Origin of the sequence: Bacillus sp. PS217 (assembly GCF_037963535.1) — a bacterium.
In the GTDB taxonomy this organism is placed as follows: Bacteria; Bacillota; Bacilli; order Bacillales; family Bacillaceae; genus Bacillus; species Bacillus subtilis.
The window spans coordinates 2,250,108-2,275,737 of sequence record NZ_CP150157.1; the positions used below are offsets into that span (position 1 = coordinate 2,250,108).

General features: G+C 43.4%; 29 protein-coding genes. 1 reads left to right on the top strand and 28 read right to left on the bottom strand.

Annotation, left to right across the window (positions count from 1 at the left end; genetic code table 11):
• Positions 1–34: 34 nt before the first annotated feature.
• The 26 genes from hisC to NSQ83_RS11555 form a co-directional block, all read right to left on the bottom strand.
• Positions 35–1,117 (bottom strand): histidinol-phosphate transaminase, encoded by a 1,083-nt coding sequence (gene hisC / locus NSQ83_RS11430; protein WP_046663465.1) that lies wholly within the window; start codon positions 1,115–1,117, stop codon positions 35–37.
• 10 nt (positions 1,118–1,127) lie between these two features.
• Positions 1,128–1,931 carry a tryptophan synthase subunit alpha gene (gene trpA, locus NSQ83_RS11435; protein WP_003230608.1) on the bottom strand — a complete coding sequence of 268 codons (804 nt, stop codon included), beginning with the start codon at positions 1,929–1,931 and terminating at the stop codon, positions 1,128–1,130.
• Complete coding sequence (gene trpB, locus NSQ83_RS11440) at positions 1,924–3,126, bottom strand: tryptophan synthase subunit beta (RefSeq protein ID WP_015383968.1); 1,203 nt, start codon at positions 3,124–3,126, stop codon at positions 1,924–1,926. Before trpB ends, trpA begins: the two co-directional genes overlap by 8 nt.
• Positions 3,107–3,754, bottom strand: coding sequence for a phosphoribosylanthranilate isomerase (locus tag NSQ83_RS11445; protein WP_046663469.1), 648 nt, complete (start codon positions 3,752–3,754; stop codon positions 3,107–3,109). Before NSQ83_RS11445 ends, trpB begins: the two co-directional genes overlap by 20 nt.
• 4 nt (positions 3,755–3,758) lie before the next feature.
• Positions 3,759–4,511, bottom strand: a complete 753-nt coding sequence (gene trpC, locus NSQ83_RS11450) for an indole-3-glycerol phosphate synthase TrpC (protein ID WP_046663471.1) — start codon at positions 4,509–4,511, stop codon at positions 3,759–3,761.
• Positions 4,504–5,520 carry an anthranilate phosphoribosyltransferase gene (gene trpD, locus NSQ83_RS11455; protein ID WP_003245959.1) on the bottom strand — a complete coding sequence of 339 codons (1,017 nt, stop codon included), beginning with the start codon at positions 5,518–5,520 and terminating at the stop codon, positions 4,504–4,506. The genes trpC and trpD overlap by 8 nt, the downstream gene beginning before the upstream one ends.
• Positions 5,492–7,039, bottom strand: a complete 1,548-nt coding sequence (trpE, locus tag NSQ83_RS11460) for an anthranilate synthase component I (protein ID WP_046663474.1) — start codon at positions 7,037–7,039, stop codon at positions 5,492–5,494. The genes trpD and trpE overlap by 29 nt, the downstream gene beginning before the upstream one ends.
• A 215-nt stretch (positions 7,040–7,254) precedes the next feature.
• On the bottom strand, positions 7,255–7,638 hold the full coding sequence (aroH, locus tag NSQ83_RS11465) for a chorismate mutase (protein ID WP_004398675.1): 384 nt from the start codon (positions 7,636–7,638) through the stop codon (positions 7,255–7,257).
• Positions 7,635–8,723 (bottom strand): 3-dehydroquinate synthase, encoded by a 1,089-nt coding sequence (gene aroB, locus NSQ83_RS11470; protein ID WP_198878665.1) that lies wholly within the window; start codon positions 8,721–8,723, stop codon positions 7,635–7,637. Before aroB ends, aroH begins: the two co-directional genes overlap by 4 nt.
• A complete protein-coding gene (gene aroC, locus NSQ83_RS11475) occupies positions 8,723–9,895 on the bottom strand; it encodes a chorismate synthase (protein ID WP_004398727.1) in 1,173 nt (390 codons plus the stop codon). The genes aroB and aroC overlap by 1 nt, the downstream gene beginning before the upstream one ends.
• A gap of 74 nt (positions 9,896–9,969) precedes the next feature.
• Positions 9,970–10,740 carry a protein-glutamate O-methyltransferase CheR gene (cheR, locus tag NSQ83_RS11480; RefSeq protein WP_014477188.1) on the bottom strand — a complete coding sequence of 257 codons (771 nt, stop codon included), beginning with the start codon at positions 10,738–10,740 and terminating at the stop codon, positions 9,970–9,972.
• Positions 10,741–10,976: 236 nt separating this feature from the next.
• Positions 10,977–11,426 carry a nucleoside-diphosphate kinase gene (gene ndk / locus NSQ83_RS11485; RefSeq protein WP_010886554.1) on the bottom strand — a complete coding sequence of 150 codons (450 nt, stop codon included), beginning with the start codon at positions 11,424–11,426 and terminating at the stop codon, positions 10,977–10,979.
• 115 nt (positions 11,427–11,541) lie between these two features.
• A complete protein-coding gene (gene hepT / locus NSQ83_RS11490; protein ID WP_003246013.1) occupies positions 11,542–12,504 on the bottom strand; it encodes a heptaprenyl diphosphate synthase component II in 963 nt (320 codons plus the stop codon).
• Between the two features lie 25 nt (positions 12,505–12,529).
• On the bottom strand, positions 12,530–13,231 hold the full coding sequence (gene menG, locus NSQ83_RS11495) for a demethylmenaquinone methyltransferase (RefSeq protein ID WP_041053214.1): 702 nt from the start codon (positions 13,229–13,231) through the stop codon (positions 12,530–12,532).
• Between the two features lie 6 nt (positions 13,232–13,237).
• Positions 13,238–13,993 carry a heptaprenyl diphosphate synthase component 1 gene (gene hepS / locus NSQ83_RS11500; protein WP_004398550.1) on the bottom strand — a complete coding sequence of 252 codons (756 nt, stop codon included), beginning with the start codon at positions 13,991–13,993 and terminating at the stop codon, positions 13,238–13,240.
• A 163-nt stretch (positions 13,994–14,156) separates the two neighbouring features.
• Positions 14,157–14,384 carry a trp RNA-binding attenuation protein MtrB gene (mtrB, locus tag NSQ83_RS11505; RefSeq protein ID WP_003230576.1) on the bottom strand — a complete coding sequence of 76 codons (228 nt, stop codon included), beginning with the start codon at positions 14,382–14,384 and terminating at the stop codon, positions 14,157–14,159.
• A gap of 21 nt (positions 14,385–14,405) precedes the next feature.
• Complete coding sequence (folE, locus tag NSQ83_RS11510) at positions 14,406–14,978, bottom strand: GTP cyclohydrolase I FolE (RefSeq protein WP_003225516.1); 573 nt, start codon at positions 14,976–14,978, stop codon at positions 14,406–14,408.
• Positions 14,979–15,165: 187 nt separating this feature from the next.
• Entirely contained in the window at positions 15,166–15,444 is a 279-nt protein-coding gene (hbs, locus tag NSQ83_RS11515) for a non-specific DNA-binding protein Hbs (protein WP_003153447.1), read from the bottom strand.
• A gap of 373 nt (positions 15,445–15,817) precedes the next feature.
• On the bottom strand, positions 15,818–17,296 hold the full coding sequence (gene spoIVA, locus NSQ83_RS11520) for a stage IV sporulation protein A (protein WP_003230572.1): 1,479 nt from the start codon (positions 17,294–17,296) through the stop codon (positions 15,818–15,820).
• 179 nt (positions 17,297–17,475) lie between these two features.
• Positions 17,476–18,210: a hypothetical protein gene (locus NSQ83_RS11525; RefSeq protein WP_198878664.1), complete on the bottom strand. Its 735-nt coding sequence runs from the start codon at positions 18,208–18,210 to the stop codon at positions 17,476–17,478.
• Between the two features lie 21 nt (positions 18,211–18,231).
• Complete coding sequence (locus NSQ83_RS11530) at positions 18,232–18,435, bottom strand: DUF2768 domain-containing protein (protein WP_029317982.1); 204 nt, start codon at positions 18,433–18,435, stop codon at positions 18,232–18,234.
• A gap of 343 nt (positions 18,436–18,778) precedes the next feature.
• On the bottom strand, positions 18,779–19,810 hold the full coding sequence (locus tag NSQ83_RS11535) for an NAD(P)H-dependent glycerol-3-phosphate dehydrogenase (protein ID WP_029317981.1): 1,032 nt from the start codon (positions 19,808–19,810) through the stop codon (positions 18,779–18,781).
• A 17-nt stretch (positions 19,811–19,827) separates the two neighbouring features.
• The gene (gene engA, locus NSQ83_RS11540; protein WP_014480134.1) at positions 19,828–21,138 is read right to left on the bottom strand and encodes a ribosome-associated GTPase EngA; all 1,311 of its coding nucleotides are present in this window, start codon (positions 21,136–21,138) and stop codon (positions 19,828–19,830) included.
• Positions 21,139–21,291: 153 nt separating this feature from the next.
• Entirely contained in the window at positions 21,292–21,486 is a 195-nt protein-coding gene (locus NSQ83_RS11545) for a hypothetical protein (protein WP_003230563.1), read from the bottom strand.
• Positions 21,483–22,376 (bottom strand): YIEGIA family protein, encoded by an 894-nt coding sequence (locus tag NSQ83_RS11550; RefSeq protein WP_003230562.1) that lies wholly within the window; start codon positions 22,374–22,376, stop codon positions 21,483–21,485. The genes NSQ83_RS11545 and NSQ83_RS11550 overlap by 4 nt, the downstream gene beginning before the upstream one ends.
• Positions 22,373–22,972 carry a hypothetical protein gene (locus NSQ83_RS11555; RefSeq protein ID WP_032726048.1) on the bottom strand — a complete coding sequence of 200 codons (600 nt, stop codon included), beginning with the start codon at positions 22,970–22,972 and terminating at the stop codon, positions 22,373–22,375. Before NSQ83_RS11555 ends, NSQ83_RS11550 begins: the two co-directional genes overlap by 4 nt.
• 77 nt (positions 22,973–23,049) lie before the next feature.
• Here NSQ83_RS11555 and NSQ83_RS11560 point away from each other — a divergent pair, with 77 nt between their 5' ends.
• Positions 23,050–23,181, top strand: a complete 132-nt coding sequence (locus tag NSQ83_RS11560; RefSeq protein WP_010334754.1) for a YpzI family protein — start codon at positions 23,050–23,052, stop codon at positions 23,179–23,181.
• A gap of 42 nt (positions 23,182–23,223) precedes the next feature.
• Here NSQ83_RS11560 and fni read toward each other — a convergent pair whose 3' ends face one another.
• Together fni and rpsA are read right to left on the bottom strand one after the other, a co-directional pair.
• A complete protein-coding gene (gene fni, locus NSQ83_RS11565) occupies positions 23,224–24,273 on the bottom strand; it encodes a type 2 isopentenyl-diphosphate Delta-isomerase (protein ID WP_046663913.1) in 1,050 nt (349 codons plus the stop codon).
• Positions 24,274–24,285: 12 nt separating this feature from the next.
• Positions 24,286–25,434, bottom strand: a complete 1,149-nt coding sequence (gene rpsA, locus NSQ83_RS11570; protein WP_014477197.1) for a 30S ribosomal protein S1 — start codon at positions 25,432–25,434, stop codon at positions 24,286–24,288.
• Positions 25,435–25,630: the final 196 nt, after the last annotated feature.

The following is a 25,630-nucleotide window of genomic DNA, read 5'->3' on the forward strand; positions in this document are numbered from 1 at the left end:
TTTATAGACTAAAGAGGTGATATTTGATCACCTCTTATAAAATTTCAGCTAAAATGGCAAGTATTTCTTCATTTTGCTCTTTTGTTCCGATCGTAATCCGGAGTGATGTCGGGAAACCTAATGCGTTTCCTGACCGGACGATATAGCCTTTTTCCAGCAGAGCCTGAAACAGTTCATCAGCAGGACGTTTAAAGTCAATTAACACAAAATTTGTCTGTGAAGGGTAACACTTTAAACCATGAGTTTTCGCAAAATCATAATACTGCTGAAGGCCTGCATTATTTTGCTCGACACAGGAAGCAATAAACGCTTGATCATCAAGTGCTGCAATCGCCGCAGCCTGGCCCAGACGGCTCGTATTAAACGGCTCTCTCGCCGGCTCAATCTGGCGAATCAGGCTCTCGTCAGCAATTCCGTATCCGACTCTGAGCGCTGCCAGACCGTATGCCTTTGAAAATGTGCGCAAAATCATCAAATTGGAATACTTGCTTAAGAGCGGCACGGTTTCCGGGTAATCCTCTGCTGTTACATATTCATAATATGCTTCGTCAAGAACAACAAGGACACGTGAAGGAACGCGCTCCAGAAATGCGAGTAATTCTCCTTCAGATGTATAAGTGCCAGTCGGATTATTCGGGCTGCATATCCAAACGACTTGTGTCTGTTCGTCGATGGCTTCTAACATGGCGTCTAAATCATGTGAGCCGTCGGGACGAAGTGCAATTTCACGCACTTCAGCACCTTCAATAACCGCATTATGTTTATATTGCGGAAAAGTCGGGGCAGCAGTGATCGTATTGGTTTTATTGTTTAGAAATGCCCGGCAGATGATCTGAATGATTTCATCAGAACCGTTGCCGAAAATAAGTGATGTTTCGCTGACATTGAGGTGCTTACTGAGCCTTGTCCGCAAAGCGGCGCTATACCCGTCCGGGTAAAGGGCTAGCTGTTGAATCTCATGATGAAGCGCCTCTTTTGCAGCCTCTGAACAGCCGTAAGGATTCTCGTTTGAAGCAAGCTTCACAACTTTATCCAAGCCATATTCTGATTTCACTGCTTCAATCGGCTTTCCAGGCTGATAAGGCTTCAGCTGTTTTAAATGTTCTTTGATACGCAAATCAGTCACCTCATTTTAAACTGTACAAGCCGCTAAACGCCATTGCATAATCCTCAAACTCCTGCAGCGCCTGATTTCTCGTTTCAGCGCTGATGAGCCGGTCCTTTAATTCTTCTATTTTTCTGACGAGCGCACTTCCCACTACGACACCGTCACTAATTTCATTCATCTTTATGACCTGTTCACGGTTTGATATACCGAACCCTACAGCGACCGGAACAGTGCTGAGATTCTTCACTGTCCGAATGAACGGGTACACGGATGAATTGAACTCATTGCGGACACCGGTCACACCCAGAGAAGACACACAGTAGACGAAGCCCTCGGCTTGTTCAATAATGGTTTTCAAACGGCTTTCGCTTGTCGGCGCAACCAAAGAAATATACGTCACCTCATGGCTTTTACATTCCTCTTGAAGGCTGTTGCTTTCTTCTAGTGGCAGATCCGGAACAAGCAGACCGTCAATATGATTTTCCCGCAGTAAAGCGAAAAAGTATTCTTTGTTCAATTGTAACACAGGATTATAATACGTAAAGAGGATAATCGGAATATTCACTCCGTTTTTTTTCATTTCTCCGCCTAATTCGATTGCCTTTACGATATTCATTCCTTGATCAAGTGCCCGCTTTGAAGCCCTCTGGATCACCGGACCGTCTGCAAGCGGGTCAGAGTATGCAACACCAAGCTCCAATGCAGTGGCGCCTGCTTTTTGGAGTGACTTCGCCAGTTCAATCGAAACCTCAGGAACTGGATCGCCCGCCGTAATAAACGGGATAAACAATTTTTCTGATGGTTGAAGATCCAATTTAAACATGGGCTTTCACCTCTTCTTCCAATACCTTCATTAATGTGTTGACATCCTTGTCTCCCCGGCCTGATAAACAGACGAGAATGAGTTGACCGCGATCCATTCCTTTGGCGAGTTTGAATGCTTTCGCTAACGCATGGGCAGATTCGATTGCCGGCAAAATCCCCTCTTTTTCTGACAAAAGCTTTAATGCATCCACCGCTTCTTCATCAGTGATACTGTCATAAGTGACACGGCCGCTCTTATGCAAGTATGCGTGCTCCGGACCGATTCCAGGATAGTCGAGACCGGCTGAAATAGAGTAGGGCTCAATAATTTGCCCGAATTCATCCTGAATGAGATAAGTCAATGAACCGTGAATAACCCCTACGGTTCCTTTCGAAATAGTGGCGGCATGAAGAGGCGTATCAATTCCTTTTCCTGCTGCTTCAGCGCCGATCAGTTCAACATCTTCATTTAAAAATGCCTGAAACATACCCATCGCATTGCTTCCTCCGCCTACACATGCCACTACTTTATCAGGCAGAGTGCCTTCAATACGTTTCAACTGATCCTTCGCTTCCTCTCCGATCATTTTTTGAAATTCACGGACCACTTGCGGATAAGGATGCGGGCCGACAACTGATCCAATCATATAAAAGTGATCCTCACAATGCTGAACCCAGTACCGGATCGCCTCATTTGTGGCATCCTTCAATGTTCCGTTTCCGCTTGTTACAGGCACTACCTCCGCTCCAAGAAGCTTCATGCGGAAAACGTTCAGAGACTGGCGGGCAACATCCTCTTCACCCATAAACACAGTACAGGAAAAGCCGAATTTGGCTGCAACTGTTGCAGCGGCAACGCCATGCTGGCCGGCACCGGTTTCAGCAATGATTTTCGTTTTGCCCATTTTTTTAGCAAGCAGCGCTTGACCTAGCGCATTATTGATTTTATGAGAACCTGTATGGTTTAAATCTTCTCGTTTCAAATAGATTTTCGCGCCGCCTAAGTATTCAGTGACTCGATCAGCGTATGTTAATGCAGTCGGCCGTCCGGAATAGTCCTTTAACAGCTTATAATACTCTTCACGAAAAGCGGGATCATCCTTGATTTGTTTAAATGCTGTTTCTATTTCATCTAACGGCTGCATGAGTGTTTCCGGAACAAACTTTCCGCCAAAATCACCGTATCTGCCTATTTCATTCGGATATGGATACATATCGGTTCATCCTTTCTTCTAAAAGACTCATCAGATTCTGATCTTTTTGTCCGTTTTTTTCAATTCCGCTGGCAAGGTCAATTCCTTCTGGCTGCCATTTCAATAGGCTGGTGATGCTATCCGGATTCACGCCGCCAGCGATAAAGCAGCGTTTACCAATAGCCGCCTGCTGATATTCCGGCACACATTCCCAAGAAAATGCAACACCATTTCCGCCTCTAGACCCTTTTACAGATGAATCAATCACAAAGCCGTCAACATTATCTTTAAAGCGGGCTATTTCTTGAGTTGTGTTACCTTGATGGTGAAGCGCCTTCCATATTTCACAGCCTGTCAGCTTGCGAAGAGCAGCAGCATCCGCCGGTTTTTCATCACCGTGAAGCTGAATGACGTCGAGCTTCAAGCTCTTGGCAATACGTGACATCGTCTCTATTGATTCATTAACAAAAACACCTGCAACCTGTTTTTCGACACGAGCTTGGTTCAGCCATTTTTTCACATCTTGCGGAGATACTTTTCGTTTGCTTTCAGCAAAAATAAATCCTAGGTAATCAGCCTGTGATTCCGCCGCAAGCTGCAAATCCTTTAGTGACCGAATACCGCAATATTTTAATGCCGGTTTCTTCACAACCTCACTCCCCAAACAAAGCATGGATTTCTTTACGCTGAGAAGTTTGTCTCATCAATGATTCACCGATAAGTACAGCTCGCGCCCCATGTTCATTGACAAATGTTAAATGTTCTAAAGAACCGATTCCGCTTTCGCTGACAAGCAAGGATTCTTTCGGAACGAGAGATGCGATTTGTTCTGTCTGCTTTACAGATGTTTCAAACGTTTTTAGGTTTCGATTATTTACGCCGAGAATGTCGGGTGTGAACACTTTCAATATTTGTTCTAGCGTTGATGCATCATGAACCTCCACTAACACGTCCATCCCCTTTTCACCTGCTTCAAGATATAATTCATGAAGGTGTAAGGGATCAAGCACCTCGCCGATTAACAATATGGCATCCGCTCCGATTCTTCTTGATTCCTCTACTTGAAGAGAATCAATAATAAAATCTTTTCTAAGTACAGGAATCGAAACAGCACGCTTTACGTCTGATAAATAGCTGTTTTCCCCTTGAAAAAACGGGGTGTCTGTTAAAACGGAAATCGCATCTGCCTTCGCAGCCTCATAGTCTTTTGCAATCTGCACAGGCACAAAATTCTCTTTAATAAGCCCTTTTGACGGCGATGCTTTCTTCACTTCGGCAATCAACCCGATAAACCGATTCGGGCTTGCCAGCGCCTCCTTAAATGAACGTTTCTTGAAAGGCTGCTCTACCGGCAGAACCAGTGTTTTCACTTCTTCTTTCTTTTGTTTGATGATTTTTTCAAGCATAGATCTCTTCCTCTTTCTGCTTTAGTCGTTCAAGCTGCGCGGCAGCGCCTCCGCTTGTAATCGTCTCTAACGCCAGCTCCGTTCCTTCCTTCAGTGAGGCGGTAATTCCCGCCGTGTAAATCGCAGCTCCCGCATTAAAAGCCGTAATAGATAAAGCGGAACTGCTGCTTTTATTTTCAAAAATATTCTGAATGAGATAGGCGCTCTCTTTCGGTGACTGCACCTGTAAATCTTCAAGTCTGCCATTTGTGAAACCGAAATCTTCGGGTGAAACGGTATATTCCCGGCGCTCTCCGTCCTTTAATTCAATCACGTCGGTCGGTGCTGTAATTGAAAGCTCATCTAAACCGTCACGGCTTGATACAAACATGACGTGCTTCGGCTGAAACGTCTCCAGTGCGCTTGCCATCAGTCCAGCTTTTTCAACAGAATAGACCCCAATCACCTGACGCTTCGCCTGTAAAGGATTGCTGAGCGGCCCAAGCAGATTAAATACCGTTCTGAAACCTAGCTCTTTTCTAGTACCTGCTACATGTTTCATAGACGAATGGTAAAGCGGCGCAAAAAGAAATCCCATGTTGTTTGTTTCAATGCTGCTTTTGACCTTTTCGGGAGTCGTTTGAATAGAAACCTCTAGCTCCTCTAAAACATCAGCGCTTCCGCTTTTAGAAGAGACAGAGCGATTGCCATGCTTAGCGATTTTCGCGCCAGCTGCCGAGGCAACAATTGCCGAGGCCGTTGAGATATTAAAAGTGGAAATACCGTCTCCCCCTGTTCCGCATGTATCAACAATATCAGGAAGTCCATCGACTGTAAGAGCGTGTGCCCGCATGGCCTTCACAAAACCCGCAAGCTCTTCTGGCGTCTCCCCCCGATGAGCAAGAATAGACAATATACCACCCATTTCAGAAGGAGTCATTTCCGCTGCCATCATCATATTCATCAGCGTTTCAGCCTCACCGGCAGTAAGGGTTTTTCCATCAACGCACAATTGTAGAAATCTGTTCATCAGCTTTATCCTCCTTGCTATGAAACATGTCTTCTGCAATATGAATCGTTTTCAGCAACGCACCGGCTTTATTACAGCTTTCTTCGTATTCGGCTTCCGGAACAGAATCAGCAACAATGCCAGCACCTGCCTGTATCGATGCAACGCCGTTCTTTACACTCATCGTGCGAATCGTAATACAAGAGTCGATATTCCCGTCAAACCCAATGTAGGCAATACATCCTCCGTATGTCTCTCTCGGTGTTGGCTCGAGCTCTTGCAAAAGCTGCATGGCACGGATTTTGGGTGCGCCTGTTAAAGTCCCCGCCGGGAAAGCAGACATCAGTGCATCGACAGGATGAACCCCTTTTTTCAATCGGCCTGTAACCACCGAGATAATGTGCATGACATGTGAAAAGGAAACAATTTTTGTGAACTCCGGCACAGAAACAGAACCATACTCTGCTACTCTGCCGATATCGTTTCGGGCAAGATCAACGAGCATGTAATGCTCCGCTTTTTCTTTTTCATCCTTCATGAGTTCAACCTTCAGTCTCTCATCTTCAGCTTTGTCTGCACCGCGTTTTCTCGTACCGGCAATCGGATGGATTTCTAAGTGCCCGTCTTGAACGTGTATTAACCGTTCCGGAGAGCTGCCGACTATTTCTCTGTCTAGCAGTTTCATATAATACATATACGGCGAAGGATTGACGATCCTAAGCACTCGGTATAACTCAAAAGCATCTGCTTTTATCGGCACCTCAAATTTTTGTGATAAAACACCCTGGAAGATATCGCCTGCTTTTATATAGCTTTTGATTTTTTCTACATCAGCCATAAAAGCCGATTTTTCATAATTAGAATATACCGTCTCAAAGCTGGGTGTCTTGTATGAATCAGCAGAGAGAAACAGCTCTTTTATGTTTTTTTGGTCCATCATTTTTTCGATGAGATTTTGGAGCTCCAGATGATTTTGATGGAATACATCCATTTTTTCGTTTTCTGTTTCCTCTCCATTAAGCCTTGCATATTGGATAAAGTGGACGTTTTTGGTTTCATGATCATACGCAATTAATGTCCGGCAAACAAACAGCATGCACTTTTCCATGTCTGTTTCTTTTGTATGCGAAGGAACAGAAGGCTCAATCAGCGGGATCATATCATAGCTTAAGTACCCGACAGCTCCGCCGACAAAAGGAATGCCAAGCTGAGGTGTTTTGATTTTGTATGTGGTATTCATCCAGTTCAGCACTTCTTTTAGTTCATTTCCTGTGTAAAGAGATTTGCTGTCCTGATCAGCGGCCGAAAAACGGCCCTGCTCTTCTTTAATTGTAAGAAATGGATTCAGGCCGATAAATGAATATCTGGACCAAGTGGATGTATCGTCCTTGCTTTCAAGAAGATACGTAATCTCCCTGTCAAGCTTCTCTATCATTTGAATGGGTGTCAGTGTATCGACTGTGAAGGTCTCCACAATCGGTATCGTGTGGTGGGACAAGCTGTCCTCTAAAAATGCGGAAATGTTTGATTGGAAATTCATTGCTCTCACTCCTTATGGCAAGGAGAATGAGAAGATGGCATGAGAGGATAAAATACTATATAACAAATAAACCCAAAAGAAAGACTTCTTTTGGGTAGAATAAACATAATGTCTCAGCTCAACTAAACTCATTCTCTGCTACCCTATTCTCTAACTCAACTCATTCTAATTGCTTTATACACACTCTTGTGTATTTCTAAGCTGTTCTTATCGTATTACAATTCAGTATTTTTTGTCAATGATAAATCGGGCCTTAATACGACGGCTTTTTCTAAATATACATGTCTGATCTGATCCTGAGGGACATCTGTCTGGACCGTCATCATGACTCTTATGCACTTTTTCAGACCGCCTGTTACGTCCATTTCCTGCATACATGTTACCGGTACATACTGCCATCCTGAAAGCTCGCGAACAGCTTTTGCCGGGAAAACAGCGTGCAAATCAGGTGTAGCCGACAGAAGCATTTGAACAACATCTTCCGGTTTTGTATGATTTTCTTCTATGATTTTCTCTAACAGCTGTTTTGTTTTTTGTAAAATTTCTTCTTCAGTATCCCGTTCAACTGTAGTTGCTCCGCGAATTCCGCGAATCATCATGATGTCTCCTCCAATCGCCATTTGTTCAGCCAGCTCTCAAGTTCATTTCTGGAAAATGTATGATCAGCAACTTTTCCTAATTCGTTGAGCACAATAAACTGAATCTTCCCGCCACGGGTTTTCTTATCATTCATCATACGGTCCAAGAGAACCGAAGTTTCCGTCTCTTTTCTGATTTGACTTGGATAACCCAGGCTTTTTAGCCAGCTGACCAAACGTTTTCTGTCCATTTCACAGCCTACAGTCTTTTCGCTTATATATAAAGCAAACTGCATTCCGAGGGCTACGGCATCACCGTGAGTGATCTGCCCGTATCCATATTCCGCCTCAACGGCATGACCGAGCGTGTGCCCGAAGTTTAAGTAAGCTCTTATCCCCTCTTCTTTTTCATCCTGCTGAACGACAGACGCTTTAATTGAAATACCTTTAAAAATCATGTCATTCATCTGATCATTAGTGATATCACGCAGTGAGTGGATATTCAGCAGCTCCTCCAGAAACGCTCTGTCATAGATAAAAGCGTGTTTAATCACTTCTGCCATTCCGGACCTAAGCTCTTTTTCAGGCAGGGAACGCAGGAAATCTGTATCATAGAGCACGGCTTTCGGCTGATAAAACGCACCGATTAGATTTTTTCCAAGCGGATGGTTCACGGCTACTTTTCCTCCGACTGCGCTGTCATGCGCCAAGAGCGTCGTAGGCATTTGGATGAAATCAATGCCGCGCATAAAAGTGGCAGCCACAAAACCGGCAAGATCTCCTACAACACCGCCTCCAAAAGCGATGATGCATGAGGAGCGATCCATATGAAATCGAATCGCTTCACTCTGCAATTTTGTGTACATGTCCATGGATTTTGCCTGCTCTCCACTCGGTACCGTCACTTTTTTCACAGGCCATTTTTCTTGCAGCAAATGGAGCATTTCATCACCATACAGGCGGTCCACTTCTTCATCCGTAACAAGCATAATCCTTGTTAAAGGCCTGTTTAAAGAGGTTAATAGTTCGCAAGCCTTTTTTCTGATACCTTGTCCGATAAAAACAGGATATGACGAGGAAGCAGTTTGAACATGCAGTGTCTTCATTAAAATTCCCTCGACAGTTTTCTCATATTCTCCACATTTTCTCTAATGCGGTCAATTTGATCTAATCCGAATTGTTCAACGACTGCGTTCGCAATTTCCCAAGCGACAGCCGCTTCAGCGACTACACTTGCCGCAGGAACAGCACAGCTGTCTGAACGTTCAATGCTGGCAGAAAACGGTTCTTTCGTTTCAATATCGACACTTTTCAGCGGTTTATACAAAGTCGGAATCGGCTTCATGACTCCGCGGACAACAATCGGCATCCCTGTCGTCATGCCGCCTTCCAGTCCGCCAAGTCTGTTAGTAGCACGAGTGTATCCTTTTTCCTCGTCCCAAATGATCTCGTCATGGACTTCGCTTCCATTTCGGCCTGCCGCCTCAAATCCGATCCCGAATTCCACACCTTTAAATGCATTAATTGACAGTACAGCGGCAGCAAGCTTGCTATCCAGCTTGCGGTCATAATGGACATAGCTGCCCACGCCTACCGGCATTCCCTCGACAATGACTTCTACTATTCCGCCGATGGAATCTCCGTTTGCCTTTGCTTCATCAATGGCAGCCATCATTTTTTTGCCTGCCTCTTCATCGTAGCATCTGACAGGAGACTCTTCCGTTACGCGCTGCAGGTCTTCAATTGACGTATATTCTGTTTTTTCAGCTTTAACAGCGCCAATTTGCAACACGTGGCCCGCCACCTTAATGCCAAGCTCAGAAAGAATCTTTTTAGCTACAGCCCCTGCCGCCACTCTGACAGTTGTTTCCCTTGCTGAAGAACGCTCAAGCACATTTCTCATATCACGATGATTATATTTAATTGCACCGTTTAAGTCAGCGTGCCCAGGTCTAGGTCTGGAAATCTGGCGCTTCATTTCCTTTTCTTCATCTTCTGTAATTGGAGCGGCGCCCATGATTTTTGTCCAATGCTTCCAATCGTTATTTTCAACTACGAGAGCAATTGGTGAACCGAGTGTACGTGCATGGCGCACCCCGCTCATAATTTTGGCCTGGTCTTTTTCGATCTGCATGCGGCGGCCGCGGCCGTGTCCTTTTTGGCGTCTGGCAAGCTCAAAATTGATATCTTCCTCCGTTATGTAAAGCCCGGCAGGTACACCCTCAATAATGGTTGTCAGTTGGGGGCCGTGTGATTCTCCGGCTGTTAAATATCTCATGACTTCTTCTCCCTTCATCGCATTAACGCTTTTAAGTAAGACTACTATAACATATTTTTCAGCAAAAAGTCAGTCTATCTTTTTTGATAAAAGAATGTATCGGCTGGGACTAGGCCAAATTTCTCGGGATTGAAGATTTGCTCGGTGCTGCCGACAAAAAGAACTCCATTCTTCTTCAAGCTATGTGCCATTTTTAAATACAGCTCTTCCTTCGCGCTTTCTGTAAAATAAATAAATACATTGCGGCACACGATTAAGTCAAAGTCTTGTTCATAACGATCCGCCAGCAAATTGTGCTTTTTGAATGTAATATTCTTTTTGATTTCCGGTTTCACTTCATAACTTCTATTTGCGTTTTGCGTAAAATAACGATCTTTCACAGATAGCGGCACTTCCTGTAAAGACCGCTCCTGATAAACACCTTTTTTCGCTTTTTCCAATGCTTTTTCATCAATATCCGTCGCCAAAATCTGATAGCCCGGAAGACCTTTTTGCTGGTCCAAAAGCATGGCAAGCGTGTATGGCTCCTCCCCCGTTGAGCAGGCGGCACTCCAAATCTTTAAAGGTCTAGAGGTCTTGATTAACGGCAGAATTGCAGTCTCAAGAACTTCCCATCTTTTATAATTACGATAAAATTCTGAAACATTGATCGTCATTCTGTCCAATGTTTCATTTAAGAGAGCTTGATCCTTTTCCAATGCCGCAGCAAAGTCCTTAAAGCTTTGGAACCCCTTTTTCTCATAAAGTGACGTTAGCCTTCTCTTCATTTGTGCTTCTTTATATAGTGTTAAATCGACTCCGGTTAATTGTTTCCATTTCGTTGTAAATACGCTGTATGTATCCATCTCTACTCTCCCAGTCTCGCTGTCTTTTTGTCCTAGTATAGCTTGTTTTATCAGGAAATTGTATTGTTTCAATAAAAAAATCAGCTTTTCAGCTGATTTTAGATCGTTGGGAAAGGCAGAGGTCTGATGCACACTACCATTCAACCCTTTATTCACTTTAATGTAAACCTTTACAAAACAGATCAAAAACCGGCGGCGTTATATGATGCCGGCTCTGTTACTTATTTTCACAATGATTAATAGATCCAGCCTGCCATAAGCTGCTGATATGATACTAATTCTTCATTCTTAAAGAAAATGTTAATCTCGCGTTCTGCACTTTCGAGAGAATCAGAGCCGTGGATGATGTTTTTTCCGACAAACATGCCATAATCCCCACGAATCGTACCAGGTAAAGCTTCTTTAGGGTTTGTTTTCCCGATCAGCTGTCTCGTCACTTCAATGACATTTTCGCCTTCCCACACCATTGCGAATACAGGTCCTGAAGTAATAAACTCAACGAGCTCTCCGAAGAAAGGCTTTCCTTGATGTTCGGCGTAGTGTTTCTCAGCCATTTGTTCAGTCACTCTCATTAACTTGGCGCCAGCTAATTGTAAGCCCTTACGTTCGAATCTAGATAAAATGTCCCCAATGAGCTGACGTTGGACACCGTCTGGTTTCACCATGATAAAAGTCTTTTCCATCATATTCTCCACCCCATCATTATGTATGTATAGGCTTTCACACTGCACACCGAAATCGTAACATCTTTCTGATAATTAATCAATCCGGGGCGGAGAAATTTCTTAATATCTACAAAAATTAAAATTTTCTTTTACCGATATATTTTGCGATGGCTGCAAGAGACGAGCGTGCGCGCCCTCGAGGAAGCGTGTTTAATTTCTGAAAAGCTTTCTGCAGATACATTTCGCTTACTGCCATAGATGCTTCAATTGCATCTGTTTTTTTGATTTCTTCAATGATTGGTTCAAGCTGTTCCTGCGTTGTCTCACTGTTAATCAATTTAAGCTGGTTTTTTAATGCAGGATTTTTCAGGGCATACAGCACTGGCAATGTGACGTTTCCTTGAAGCAAATCTCCTCCAACGGGTTTACCCAGTTCTTCTTCAGTTGAAGTAAAATCAAGAATATCATCAATAATCTGATAAGACATGCCGACGTAATACCCAAACCAGTACAATGCCTTATGAATCTTCTCATCAGCTCCAGACGCAATAGCACCAAGCTGGCAGCTGACCGCGATCAAGAGAGCCGTTTTTCTTTTGATACGGCGGAGATACGTTCTGAGATTTTGTTCCATGTTGTATTTGTCTTTGATCTGCTCAATTTCCCCTAGACAAACTTCAACGATCGTCTGTGACAAAATCCTATGGGCTTTCGGTTCGTTAATTCTCGTCATCATTTCAAGAGATCCCGCAAGCATATAATCGCCTGTGTACATCGCAATACGATTGTCCCACTTTGCTTTGATTGTCGGTTTTCCTCGGCGAAGCTCCGCATCATCAATGACATCATCATGAACCAAAGATGCCATGTGAATCATTTCCAGAGTGACGGCGACATATTTAATCTTATTAATATCGTAATCGCCAAACATGCCAGAAAGCAGCACGAAAACAGGCCGAATACGTTTCCCTCCGGCCTGCAGCAGGTGAAGACCTGCCTCGCTTAAAAGCGGGTAATCGGAACGTACGGTTTGTTCAAGTTCTCTTTCGATTACATCAATATCGTCATTTAAAAAAGAGTAGGCCATTTTAAATTTCATATCATTCACCCAAACATCTGTGTTTTCATTTCCATCCGATATGCGTGGCAGCGACTCCGCCAGTAAACGAATGATATTTAACATTTTTCAGGCCCGCCTCTTCAAACAGGCCTGCCAGTTCCTTCATTCCAGGGAAATCTCTGGCTGATTCTTGAAGCCAAGAATATTCTTTATAGCTCTTCGCAAACAGTTTCCCGAAAAACGGCATAATATACTTAAAGTACATAAAGTAAGCCTGTCTGAATCCGAACATTTCCGGCTGGGACGTTTCCAGACATACCACCTGCCCGCCCGGCTTCACTACACGTCTCATCTCTTTCAGTACAGTCAAGTAATCAGGGACATTGCGGAGCCCGAAGCCAATGGTGACATAATCAAATGTATCATCATCAAAAGGAAGCTCCATCGCATTTCCGTGCAGCAGTTCAATTTGGCTGAATCCGCCGTCTTTTACTTTCTGCTCGCCGACACTCAGCATATTTTCACTGAAATCCAAGCCCTTGATCTCGCCGCTTTTGCCGGCCGCTTTTGCAAGAGCGATCGTCCAGTCAGCCGTTCCGCAGCAGACATCAAGTGCTGTTGCGCCTTCTTTTACATTCATGATGCGCATCGTTTTGTCGCGCCATTTTTTATGCTGCTGAAAACTGATGACAGAGTTCATTTGGTCATAATTTTTATATATTTTTTCAAATACTCCGTGTACGCGCTGTTCTTTTGAGTCCTGCATAATGGTTTACCCTTCTTCCACTTTCTGATGATAGGTTTGATCTTGGCTGATTGTCTTCAGACGGTTTATTAAAATGTTCTGAATAGGTGAATTTAGAGGCAGAAGTGACTCAATGCTGTTTTTCGCTTTTTTAAAACAATCTTCTAATATCTCTTCTTTTGTTTTTCCCAGCTGTATAAAACTGCCGATCACATCCAGAAATGCATCATTCCCGTTCATAAGCCGCTTAAATACAAAAAAATCACTCGACAGCTTTTTCCAGCGCGGAAGGTTGAAGTGTTCCGCCACACGATGGAATAAAGCTGATTCAACGATGCCGACACTTTCGAAAAAATCGTTTTCGTCCTTGAAAGAACGGTCATACAGACGAATTTTATGTTCGTTGATTTCTTTAATGGCTGTAGCAAGCGTCCGAATCATGTAGATATCCTTCATTTCAGATAGTAAAGAGTAGTACAGCCCGCTGAAATAATCGCCCGCGAGAACAGTCAATTGGCGGTTTTTGTTTTCGTCTCGTTTTATGACTCTAGCTGTCGTCACTTCATCATGGGTATCAAGGGCGCTTTGTACAAGCATCGCTGTTACAATATAATTTTCTCTGTCGTTGTTTTTTATGTCAGCTTCTTCAAATAAAGCATGAAAAAGAAGAAGCTTATCCTCATCAATTTTCGGCGCGGAAATATGCTTCGCTAAATAAGGATGAGACAGCTTTTGTTTTAATTTCGTGTTCAGATTGGCTAAAGTTCCGTAGATGTCTTGCAAAAATATCACCCTTGTCCCCAAATTCACATTTATTTCTTAATCTATGTATGAGTTTTATCTTTTCATTCGCTTACGCAGGTATCATTATAGCATAAAAAAAAGAAATTGGCTGTATCCTCCCGCTGTTTGCGAGCATTTGCTTTTAACAGCGGGGACAGCCAGCTTATTTTTTTTCGCTTTTCATTTCTCCGTACGCGGTTTGAATCAGTGCCTCTCCTCTGACTTTAATGGCAGAAGTATGCTCTGTAAACTGAGCGATGATCACTTCTCCCTTGTCGAGTTTTTCGGAATGGTGAAACTTTGTGTCTGTTCCTCTTGTCAGGCCGATCACATTCACTCCGTCCTCAACGGCTTTAATGACGACAAAATCACTTGAATGCTTTTGGTTCATTTATAGCACCCTCTATCTTTATTAGTCCTGGCGTTTAATATGTTCCAATACTTCTGCACGGGCAGCGGCATCATCTTTAAAAACGCCTCTGACTGCTGAAGTCACAGTTTTCGCACCCGGTTTTCTTACACCGCGCATCGTCATGCACATGTGTTCCGCTTCAACCACTACCATTACGCCATGCGGATCAAGCGTTTCTACGATGCTTTCTGCAATTGTAGAAGTGATGCGTTCCTGAAGCTGCGGGCGCTTTGCAACGGCTTCAACGGCACGGGCCAGTTTGCTGAGTCCTGTGACCTTTCCGCCTCGCGGGATATATGCAACATGTGCTTTTCCATAAAAGGGAACAAGGTGATGCTCACACATAGAATGAAACGCGATATCTTTTACAAGAACAAGCTCCTCATGGTTTTCACCGAAGATAGTCTGGAAATGTTCTTTTGGATCTTCATTCAAGCCGGAGAATACTTCGGCATACATCTTTGCGACTCTTTTCGGAGTATCAAGAAGCCCTTCTCTATTCGGGTCTTCTCCGATCGCTTCTAAAATTTGACGAACAGCTTGTTCGATTTGCTCTTTATTAACTTCTTTCATGTTCTATGTCCTCCACCAATGAATACATTTAATTTCGATTCTAGCACATATGCCCCGCTAAAAGCAAAGTGAATGCCCTGTCAGGAAGCCCATGCTCTTGAAATATGAAAAGCCCCTTAGAAAGGGGCTTTTCTGTGAAGAAATAAAGTGTATGTAAGCTAGATGCATACACGATCTATATTCACAATTATTTTCCGGCAACTGCGTCTTTAAGCGCTTTACCTGGTTTGAAAGCAGGTACTTTGCTTGCTGGAATTTCGATTTCTTCACCTGTTTGAGGGTTGCGTCCTTTACGTGCAGAACGTTCACGCACCTCGAAGTTACCAAAACCGATCAGTTGGATTTTATCACCGTTTTTAAGTGCATCTAAGATCGTATCAAAAACAGAGTCAACTGCTTTTGTAGCGTCTTTTTTAGACAATTCGCTTGCTTCTGCAACCGCATTGATAAGTTCTGTTTTGTTCATGCCTTTCACCTCCTCCCAAAAGGATACATTCAGTTCGTTTATTATCATTTCTTCACAGTTCAGTCTGATTCTAAACCTGTCTCAGAAAAAAATGAGAGCAAGTAAGAGAAAGACAATTAAACGGCTTTTTAAGAAAAACTGCACTCTGAGGAATGTTTGTCCAACAAAGTGAAGAATTTCTGTATGTAGAGTAACACATATAAAAAGCCATATCAAGCATTTTAAAGCGTCAATCCCTTGCTCGTCAAGGATTTAAGGTGATTTACCGAACAAATATTCCTTTTTTTCCTTTTTTCATCCTATTCCTTGATCCTTTTCCATTATTAAGAGCAAAGAAAAAAGACCTCCCATTCTATAAAGAGGTCTACCGGTATTACAGGATGATGGCGATTAAGCCGCCAGAGCCTTCGTTTATAATTCTTTCTAATGTTTCTTTTAATTTATACCGTGCGTTTTCAGGCATCAATGACAGCTTTGCCTGAATCCCTTCTCTCACAATTGAGCTCAGCGACCTTCCGAAGATATCGGAATTCCAGATGGAGAGCGGATCATCCTCAAAGTCCTGCATTAAATAGCGTACAAGCTCTTCACTTTGTTTTTCCGTTCCGATAATCGGGGCGAATTCGCTTTCGACATCGACTTTGATCATATGGATCGACGGAGCGACAGCTTTCAGCCTCACACCGAATCGCGAGCCCTGCCTTATAATTTCCGGCTCATCGAGACTCATATCAGCTAAAGCAGGCGCTGCAATGCCGTATCCCGTCTGTTTGACCATTTTTAAGGCATCAGACACTTGATCATATTCTGTTTTCGCATGGGCGAAGTCTTGCATGAGCTCAAGCAGATGGTCTCTTCCTCTGATTTCGACGCCCACAACTTCTTTTAGGATTTGATCATATAGATGATCAGGCGCGTACAAATCAATTTCTGCCACCCCTTGGCCCAGCTCAATTCCGGCTAATCCGGCACTTTCAATGAATTCAAACTCGCTGAATTGGCCGACAACCCTGTCTACGTCCCGGAGCCGTTTAATATCCTTAACCGTTTCCTTCACGGACTCCTGATAGCTTTCACGCAGCCAATGGTTTTCTTTCAGCACCATTACCCAGCTTGGGAGATTGACATTCACTTCTAGCACCGGAAACTCGTAGAGGGCCTCTCTGAGCACACTCAGCACATCTGATTCCCGCATGCTCTCTACACTCATTGCCAATACCGGGATATCATATTTTTCGCTTAAATCCTGGCGCATGGCTTCCGTTTCCGGGTGATACGGCCTGACTGAGTTGATGACCATAATAAAAGGTTTGCCAACCTCTTTCAGCTCTTCAATGACTCTTTCTTCAGCCTCTATATAGTCACTTCTGGCGATATCTCCAATGGTGCCGTCTGTCGTAATGACAACTCCGATGGTCGAGTGTTCTTGAATGACTTTTCGTGTGCCGATTTCAGCAGCCTCATGAAATGGGATCGGTTCTTCGTACCAAGGCGTATTGATCATCCGCGGCCCGTTTTCATCTTCATATCCTTTAGCGCCGGGCACTGTGTAACCTACACAATCTACTAATCTTATATTCACATCGAGTCCGTCTGACACATGAACAGACATCGCCTGATTCGGAACAAATTTAGGCTCTGTAGTCATAATGGTTTTGCCGGCTGCGCTCTGCGGCAGTTCATCCTGCGCTCGGGCCCGGTCTGCTTCGTTACTGATATTCGGGAGCACCACAAGCTCCATAAATTTTTTAATGAACGTGGATTTTCCTGTACGGACAGCACCTACGACTCCTAAGTATATATCGCCTCCTGTTCGTTCAGCGATATCCTTGAAAATATCGACCTTTTCCAAGTGATCCCCTCCCGGACTTCCTATCCTTTTCAATTTTATTAAGCTCTTTCAATCAAACACAGGACACTATATGTGTATGACGTTGTCCTATTTGAATATGACATCTTTAGAAAATTTCTCATCCTCAATCTATTAATATAAAAAACCTTTCTCCCTATTTGTATGCAAGGGAGAAAGGTTCATTCCTTTTTCATATCATTTTCTAAAAAAACAGGTTCCTGTTTGTCATTTACCGTATATTTTACAGAAAACGCGGGGACAAAGGGGGTTTCCTGCCAAATCATATCCTGGATTTCAGTCCCGGGTTTAAACGTTTTCTTGCTCTTTTTGAGGCAAGCAGCCAGCTCAGTCCGGTAATCGGCATATATTTCTCCGTCTCCGTCAATCATAAGCGGCAAGGAATTCCCTGAGATTGGGCTTGTCACTGCAAGAGAGCTTCCATCCCCAAGCTTCTTCTCATCGAGTGTAAATAAATCACGAGATAGCACATCCTTGTAAGGCGGATATTGATGCTCCTGACGGTACATTTGGATGCGCAATTTCACATCGCGAATTTTTTCTGCCATCTTTAGATCAATTAATTTAACAGTCGGATCGTTCTCTACGTCAACAAGCACGTATTGATAGTCTCCCCCGCTTTCAAATGCCGTACTTGGAGGTTCAGCTATGTACCTTGGCGCTAACCGATTAAAGTCTATCGGATATTTTTGATATAGCGGTGTCGACATATCTTTGGTTTGAATGGGAAGCAGGCCTCCATTTGCCTTTTGAAATTCATCAACAGCAGATTGAACCTGCTTTAGCTGGTCTTGATAAGGAATGGCATGCACACTGCTTTTCCGTTCATTTGGATATAAACATCCGGATAAAAACACGACTGCCGCAAAAATAATTGCGCACTTCAGTTTACCCATACAGCACTTCCTTTTACAGCTTTATTCATTGACAGGGCCGCTAAAAACCACGACAAACACAATAATTCCAGATATGAGCATACACATGTATGCGAATGATGAAATCGCAATCTTCAAAAAACGGTTTTGGCACTTAAAGCGGCTTAAATAGATGGAAGCTACAGCCAAAAACATCAGACCCATGGACCCTAGAGCAAACCACATTTTCATCAATGCCAGACTCAATGACGTGCGCCTCCCCGATATGTATGATGTAAGCGTTATATTATATTTTAATATACAGCGCCGGAAAAGATCAACCAGATTTTCCATCCTTTGATAGAACAAAAAAAACTGAAGCAAAGAGGGGGACCTTCGCTTCAGTCAACTTGACTATATTCACCTGCACGTTTAAGAAACACTCTCTTGGACTTCGATGCTATAGTATGCGACTTGGCATACAGATGCATCCTCTATTGCCTAAATCGGCAAAATGTTTCAGGAGATCCCAAGACTTGGGTGTTCTTCTGTTTTTCGGGCTTTCGTTCAATTAGGATATGCGATCCATCATTTGATTGACACTTTTACTTCACTGATTTTCAAACGTATTTACCAAATCCTCCATCTCGTGGGTTTTCCCTCTCGCCATTAAAGATTCAACAGCGGTTTCCACTTTTTGTCCATTGAATAGAACCTGATGGAGAGCTTCTGTAATCGGCATTTTAACATCATATTTCTTCGAAAGCTGATAAGCCGCTTTCGTCGTGCGAACGCCTTCGACTACCATTCCCATCTCTTCAAGAACATCTTCAAGCTTGTACCCTTTTCCGAGCAAATTGCCCGCGCGCCAGTTTCTGGAATGAACACTTGTGCACGTCACAATCAGATCGCCTACTCCTGTCAATCCAGAGAACGTCAAGGGATTTCCGCCCATTTTCGTTCCGAGTCTCGCGATTTCAGCAAGTCCGCGTGTAATCAAAGCAGCTTTGGCATTGTCGCCGTACCCTAAACCATCTGTAATTCCTGCAGCAAGGGCAATAATATTTTTTAAAGCCCCTCCGATTTCAACTCCGATAATGTCAGGATTTGTGTATACCCGAAAATTGTGATTAATAAATAGATCCTGCACCTCTTCTGCTGCCCTCATGCTCTTTGAAGATGCAGTAACAGTTGTGGGGTGCCGCAGCCCTACTTCTTCCGCATGACTCGGGCCGGAAAGGACAACAATATCTTTTCTGACATCACTCGGGAGCTCAATTTCCATAATTTCAGAAATGCGCAGAAGTGAATCTGGCTCGATACCCTTGCTGACATGAACAAAGACTGCCTTTTTCGTTATAAAAGGGACAGCCTGTCTCAGCACTTCCCGAATTGCTTTTGTTGGAACAGCAACGATAATGAAATCCGCGTCTGAAACAGCTGTCTTCATATCCGTTGTTGCCTCTATTGATTCTGGAAGCTTGACGTTCGGCAAATAATCTTTATTTTCATGCTGATCATTGATTTGATGGATCAGATCATCACGGTGCCCCCACATGGTTACACCGTGATGATTATCAGCTAACACTAAAGCCAGTGCTGTTCCCCAGCTCCCCGCTCCGAGCATTGTGACTTTTTTCATATTTGCTTCACACCTTTTTATTTTCTAGCTCTTGCAAATATTTTGATTGGTGTCCCCTCAAAACCGAACGCGTCTCTGATTCGGTTTTCTAAAAACCGTTCGTATGAAAAATGCATCAATTCCGGATCGTTTACAAACACAACGAAGCTTGGCGGCTTTACCGACACTTGAGTCGCATAGTAAATCTTCAAACGAGAACCGTTATGAGTCGGTGTCGGGTTCATTGCCACAGCATCCATGATGACATCATTTAAGACGTTCGTCTGAACTCGAAGTGAATGATTTTCACTCGCTTTAATAATCGCAGGCATCAGCGTATGAATCCGTTTTTTCGTTAAGGCAGACATAAATAGGATTGGCGCATAATCCAGAAATTGAAAATGATCGCGAATATTTTCTTCAAATTCTTTCATCGTGCTCTCATCTTTGTCAACAGCATCCCATTTGTTTACGACGATGACGACGGCCTTGCCCGCTTCGTGTGCATAACCGGCGATACGCTTGTCCTGTTCAATAATGCCTTCTTCGCCATCCAGCACAACCGCCACGACTTCTGAGCGGTCAATCGCTTTTAGCGCCCGCAGTACACTATACTTCTCAGTCGTTTCATAGACTTTCCCTTTTTTTCGCATACCTGCAGTATCGACAATGACAAACTCCTGCTGGTTGTAAGTAAATGACGTATCAACAGCATCTCTTGTCGTTCCAGCCACGTTGCTGACAATAACGCGTTCTTCGCCGAGCATCGCATTCACAAGTGAGGACTTTCCGACATTCGGACGTCCGATCAGACAGAATTGAACAACTTCCTCATTGTATTTCGTTTCTGGAATGTTTTTAAAATGCTCTGCAACGGCATCCAGTAAATCACCCAGTCCGAGTCCGTGTGTTCCCGAAATTGGATACGGCTCGCCAAAGCCTAGCGAATAAAAATCATAAATATTCGCTCTCATTTCTGTGTTATCCAGTTTATTAACCGCTAAAACAACAGGCTTTTTTGTGCGGTACAAAATTTTCGCCACTTCTTCATCAGCAGCTGTCACGCCTTCACGGCCGTTCACCATAAAAATAATCACGTCCGCTTCATCCATGGCGATTTCAGCCTGCTGGCGAATCTGCGCTAAGAACGGCTCATCACCGATATCAATACCGCCCGTATCAATCAAATTAAAATCATAATTCAGCCATTCAGCCGAGCTGTATATCCGATCCCTTGTCACGCCAGGGGTATCTTCTACTATTGAAATTCTTTCTCCCGCAATCCGGTTAAAGATTGTGGATTTTCCTACATTTGGTCTCCCGACAATGGCTACGACAGGTTTACCCATAGTACCCTTCCTTTCAATCCAGCCGCTTTCATTTTTACATAAATTTTCAACCGGTTATTAAAATCATTTCATTCACTTTTATGAAAAGAAACCCTTCAGAGGAAGGGCTTAACTCATTTATTATATCAGTTTTTACTGGGATCACAACTATTCTTAAAAATGTTTCACGATCAAATACACGTCATCTCCGATTCTGTGAGCTATTCCATCAAGGATCGCCTCAAGATTTTTAGCGAAAAGCTCCATCTCCTTTTGGTCATTGCAAAAAAAGACAGGTGCTCCCCCTGCAACCCGATTTCGATTTGTCGTGATTACAGACAAAATCACTTTCGTAAGAGATTCACTCATCCTATCACCTTATCCTGATTCTTGATAAATTCAGTCGGCATTCTAATCGCATTTTCCAGGGTTGGAACATTGCTAATAATTTGAACAGCCGTTTCGGGATGGTGAATTTGCGGGAGAACAAATACTGCCACTCTCCCATCATTTAAATCCCGTTTTGCAATTGGTGTCAAAGATGGCTCTCCTGAATCCCGATAAACCCCGAGCACATTGGAAACATCAAATAAAATGGCCTGACGCTGCCCTAAATTTGCTATCGTCGCTGCTGAATTAAAGTTTTTCGGCGTCAAAATAAAGCCCATGCCATGCTTTAAAATCAGTTCCTGTTTCTCTGGAAGCCCGATATTCATCATATAAATATTATCAACAAACAGTCCCGGACCGTCAAAGCGCGGCTTTATGTACTCGATATCTACAATATCCTTCAACACACTGCCCGACATAAACTTCATGGCCAGTAAAAAACAAACGACAGCCGCTATGACAGCAGCCCAGATGGATAAAAACACATACGCAGAGGTTGTCAAAAGCGCTGTAAAGATCACAATATAATTTCTGCTTTCAAACGCAATGGCAATCCCCTCAATATATGTGCTTCCCCTTGAGACAAGTTCATACGAATCCATTTGCGTCAATGTGTTCCGCTCCATGTTTCGGACATCTCTAAATTGCGTCGCTGCCAATGTTAAAAATGTGATGGCCGTAAATTCCTCCTGCAAAAGCGCCGGCATAATAATTGCACCTAAACCAGCCGCTATCAACCCCAGTGCGATGTGAATCACTTTCCCATGAACATAGGTCGGATACTGGCGGTAATCCGTTTTCAGCATATAAAGCCTTGTCGCAATTCCGGCAATGACCCCAGCAATAATCGGATAGATGTAATCACTCATGACATTTTGGTAGCTCCTTTGTTTGATCTTTTGCTTTTCTGACCAATCTGGCTTGCGAGGTGTTCGTATTTAGATATGCCAAACAGCAATATCATCCCCGCAGAACACGCATTCAGCCATTGAAAGCCGCCGACAGCCATAGCCCCGGCCAACTTCTGGATCACAAATGAATACACCAGTTCGCCTTGGCACATCCCTAGGACAAATAAGACAAGCTGCTTCTCAAAATTCCTTTCAACAGAAGCTGTTAAAAGCACTATTAATATAACAGCAGCCCACTCAGGTTTTATGATGAACCAAACCGGGTCATATAATGCAAAAAGATAAACAAACGCATACGCGGCAACAAGCGTCAGATAGACCATGATGTAACGAAAACGATACATTCCCAAATACCCGGCATAGACACATCCGCAAACGAAAAACATCATATATGCAGCATTCAGGGAAAAATATAAAGCAATGTCATGTATGCTTAGAATAATATTAGTTAAAATAAAGACAGAGACGGCAATTCGTCTTTTCGTCTTTTCAAAAATAAATGTTGTCAAAACCCACAGAAACCACATTGACCAATAGTAATAAAATTGTTCCATTTTACTTCCTCCATATTCCCAGTATGGAGTTCAAGCACATTTTTTAAACAATCGATCTCACATTAAGGAGTATGATCATGGGAAAAGACAGACAAGAGAAAAAACTCAAAGCTTCAGGCAGAGTCGAATCAGACCGCGACCAGTCCATTCACTATGACGGGGCGACAAGCCTTGAACAAAACGGAAAATTCAAAAAGCGAAAATCATAATACAAAAAGCCCAAACCACATATGGTTTTGGGCTTTTATCATTTATCGCACACTATAGCTTGATGTATTGACCCCTCTCTCTGTGAGCCAATGATGGGTTTCACCTTTGATCACAAGGGGCGCCTTTTGTAAATCGGCAATCGTTCTGGCGCCCAGCACGGTCATAATCATCTTTAATTCCTCAAGGATCAGCTGAATCTCCTCAAGCAGTCCTTCCTCACCACTGTCAGTCAGCGCTTTTAAAAAATGCCCTGCCATTCCGGTGCAAGAGGCCCCCAGCGCAATTGCCTTTGCCACGTCAAGCGCATCTTGCAGACCGCCAGAGGCGATCATGGTGCTTGCAGGAAACTCAGAGCGGATTTCCGCCAAACTTGCAGCTGTCGAAATGCCCCATGAATTAAAAAAGGAGATTTGCCGCTGTCTTCGGAGATTTTCGATTTTCGAGAAATTTGTTCCCCCATAACCGCCAATATCAATAGCTGCAGCACCAGCTTCATACAGCTTTCCTGCTGATGCTTTGCTCATACCGAAGCCGACTTCTTTCACAATGACCGGTACACTGACCCGGCTGCAAATTTGTTCAATGCGTTTCAATGCGCCGCTAAAGCTTCTGTCCCCTTCAGGCATCACAATTTCCTGAATCACATTGAGGTGGATCTGCAGTGCGTTTGCTCCAATCATCTCAACGGCTTCCTTTGCCTGAGCAGCCGTTGCCTCGCTTCCCAGGTTGGCAAAAATCAGCCCGTTTGGGTTTTCCTTTCGAACAATTTCATAGGAAAGACGCTCTGATGGATCTTTTAATGCTGACATTTGCGATCCCACAGCAAGGGGAATTCTAGCCTGAGAAGCCGCTCGCGCAAGCGATTTATTAATCTCATATGTAAGTTTTCCGCCGCCGCCAGTCATTGCATTGATAAAAATCGGCGAACTGCTTGAAAGTTCGCCGATTTTTGTGGAAATATCTACTTGTTCTAATGCAAGATCGGGCAGACTGACGTGAACAAACGTAATATCATCAAGACCTGTTTCCCGCTTCTGGCCGGTGGACAAGGCATGATTGATGTGTTGTCTTTTTCGTTCTGCTCGAGTCACGTTTATCACCAATTATTTTAGTTTATTCAGCTTATCTCCGATCAGATCTCCAAGCTGGAAGCCAGTGCTTGTTTCTTCCTTCGCTTGATATTGACGGTAATCTTCCTGATCAGCTTTAGGCGTTTCTTCAAGTTCACGCATGCTTAATGAAATGCGCTCCTCATTTTCATTCACATCAAGTACCTTCACTTTTACAGTCTGTCCTTCTTCAAGGACTTCATGCGGCGTGCCGATGTGTTTATTGGAAATTTGAGAAATATGAACGAGACCTTCAACACCTGGAAGGATTTCAACAAAGGCACCGAAGCTTACAAGACGCTGTACAGTTCCTTCAAGCACATCGCCAGGCTTCACTTTTTCGCCGATTTGGCTCCAAGGTCCAGGCAGTGTATCTTTGATCGATAAAGAAATACGTTCATTATCACGGTCAACCGATAACACTTTCACTTTTACTTCTTGTCCCTCTTCAACAACGTCAGACGGCTTCTCTACATGAGAGTGGGAAAGCTGTGAAATGTGTACAAGTCCGTCAATGCCGCCAATATCAACAAACGCGCCAAAATCAGTCAGGCGCTGTACTTTGCCATCAAGTACACTTCCAACTTCAAGAGACTGAAGAAGTTCTTGTTTTTTATTCGCTTGCTCACTTTCAACAACAGCACGGTGTGAAAGGATCACGCGGTTTTTATCACGGTCAAGCTCTACAACGAGCAGTGACAGTGTTTTTCCTTTATAGTCAGTGAAGTCTTCAACGAAATGTGCTTCAACAAGTGATGCCGGAATAAAACCGCGAACGCCGATATCAACGACAAGGCCGCCTTTCACGACATCTTTCACTTCAGCTTCAAACACTTCTTTTGTTTCAAATTTTTTCTCAAGGTCTTCCCAAGCGCGGTCTGCATCAACAGCACGTTTAGATAAAATCAAAGCATCGTCTTCCACTTTTGTTACTTTCAGGTCAAGCTCGTCGTCTACTTTAACAACATCCGATGCTTTCTCTACATGAAGACTTGATAATTCACTGATTGGAATAATACCGGATTGTTTAACATTGATGATTTCTACATCTACATGTTTGTCCTCTACCTTTGTCACAATCCCTTTAACTACATCTCCAACCTCTGGCACTTGAACATCAATTTGATTCATTTCCTCTGTCATTTGAATAACCTCCTTGGTCCAAACCTACACAGCTTAATTAAAACGGTTTGAAAGCTGAACATATAACATGCCCGCTTTTAGCCGAATATGTATTAAAGAATCATCCAAAAAAGTTTTTTGAATGATCAATAAAAAGTTTTATTAGTATTAACTTCTAATAAAAGGACAGGTTTGTCAAGCAATAACATTCTATCTT

Excerpts from the sequence above, each read along its gene's own strand:
- trpA (WP_003230608.1), bottom strand. The coding sequence starts at position 1,931 with ATGTTTAAATTGGATCTTCAACCATCAGAAAAATTGTTTATCCCGTTT.
- trpB (WP_015383968.1), bottom strand. The coding sequence starts at position 3,126 with ATGTATCCATATCCGAATGAAATAGGCAGATACGGTGATTTTGGCGGA.
- trpC (WP_046663471.1), bottom strand. The coding sequence starts at position 4,511 with ATGCTTGAAAAAATCATCAAACAAAAGAAAGAAGAAGTGAAAACACTG.
- trpD (WP_003245959.1), bottom strand. The coding sequence starts at position 5,520 with ATGAACAGATTTCTACAATTGTGCGTTGATGGAAAAACCCTTACTGCC.
- trpE (WP_046663474.1), bottom strand. The coding sequence starts at position 7,039 with ATGAATTTCCAATCAAACATTTCCGCATTTTTAGAGGACAGCTTGTCC.
- aroH (WP_004398675.1), bottom strand. The coding sequence starts at position 7,638 with ATGATGATTCGCGGAATTCGCGGAGCAACTACAGTTGAACGGGATACT.
- aroB (WP_198878665.1), bottom strand. The coding sequence starts at position 8,723 with ATGAAGACACTGCATGTTCAAACTGCTTCCTCGTCATATCCTGTTTTT.
- aroC (WP_004398727.1), bottom strand. The coding sequence starts at position 9,895 with ATGAGATATTTAACAGCCGGAGAATCACACGGCCCCCAACTGACAACC.
- cheR (WP_014477188.1), bottom strand. The coding sequence starts at position 10,740 with ATGGATACATACAGCGTATTTACAACGAAATGGAAACAATTAACCGGA.
- ndk (WP_010886554.1), bottom strand. The coding sequence starts at position 11,426 with ATGATGGAAAAGACTTTTATCATGGTGAAACCAGACGGTGTCCAACGT.
- hepT (WP_003246013.1), bottom strand. The coding sequence starts at position 12,504 with ATGAAATTTAAAATGGCCTACTCTTTTTTAAATGACGATATTGATGTA.
- menG (WP_041053214.1), bottom strand. The coding sequence starts at position 13,231 with ATGCAGGACTCAAAAGAACAGCGCGTACACGGAGTATTTGAAAAAATA.
- mtrB (WP_003230576.1), bottom strand. The coding sequence starts at position 14,384 with ATGAACCAAAAGCATTCAAGTGATTTTGTCGTCATTAAAGCCGTTGAG.
- folE (WP_003225516.1), bottom strand. The coding sequence starts at position 14,978 with ATGAAAGAAGTTAATAAAGAGCAAATCGAACAAGCTGTTCGTCAAATT.
- hbs (WP_003153447.1), bottom strand. The coding sequence starts at position 15,444 with ATGAACAAAACAGAACTTATCAATGCGGTTGCAGAAGCAAGCGAATTG.
- NSQ83_RS11525 (WP_198878664.1), bottom strand. The coding sequence starts at position 18,210 with ATGGGTAAACTGAAGTGCGCAATTATTTTTGCGGCAGTCGTGTTTTTA.
- NSQ83_RS11535 (WP_029317981.1), bottom strand. The coding sequence starts at position 19,810 with ATGAAAAAAGTCACAATGCTCGGAGCGGGGAGCTGGGGAACAGCACTG.
- engA (WP_014480134.1), bottom strand. The coding sequence starts at position 21,138 with ATGGGTAAACCTGTCGTAGCCATTGTCGGGAGACCAAATGTAGGAAAA.
- NSQ83_RS11545 (WP_003230563.1), bottom strand. The coding sequence starts at position 21,486 with ATGAGTGAATCTCTTACGAAAGTGATTTTGTCTGTAATCACGACAAAT.
- NSQ83_RS11550 (WP_003230562.1), bottom strand. The coding sequence starts at position 22,376 with ATGAGTGATTACATCTATCCGATTATTGCTGGGGTCATTGCCGGAATT.
- NSQ83_RS11555 (WP_032726048.1), bottom strand. The coding sequence starts at position 22,972 with ATGGAACAATTTTATTACTATTGGTCAATGTGGTTTCTGTGGGTTTTG.
- NSQ83_RS11560 (WP_010334754.1), top strand. The coding sequence starts at position 23,050 with ATGGGAAAAGACAGACAAGAGAAAAAACTCAAAGCTTCAGGCAGAGTC.
- rpsA (WP_014477197.1), bottom strand. The coding sequence starts at position 25,434 with ATGACAGAGGAAATGAATCAAATTGATGTTCAAGTGCCAGAGGTTGGA.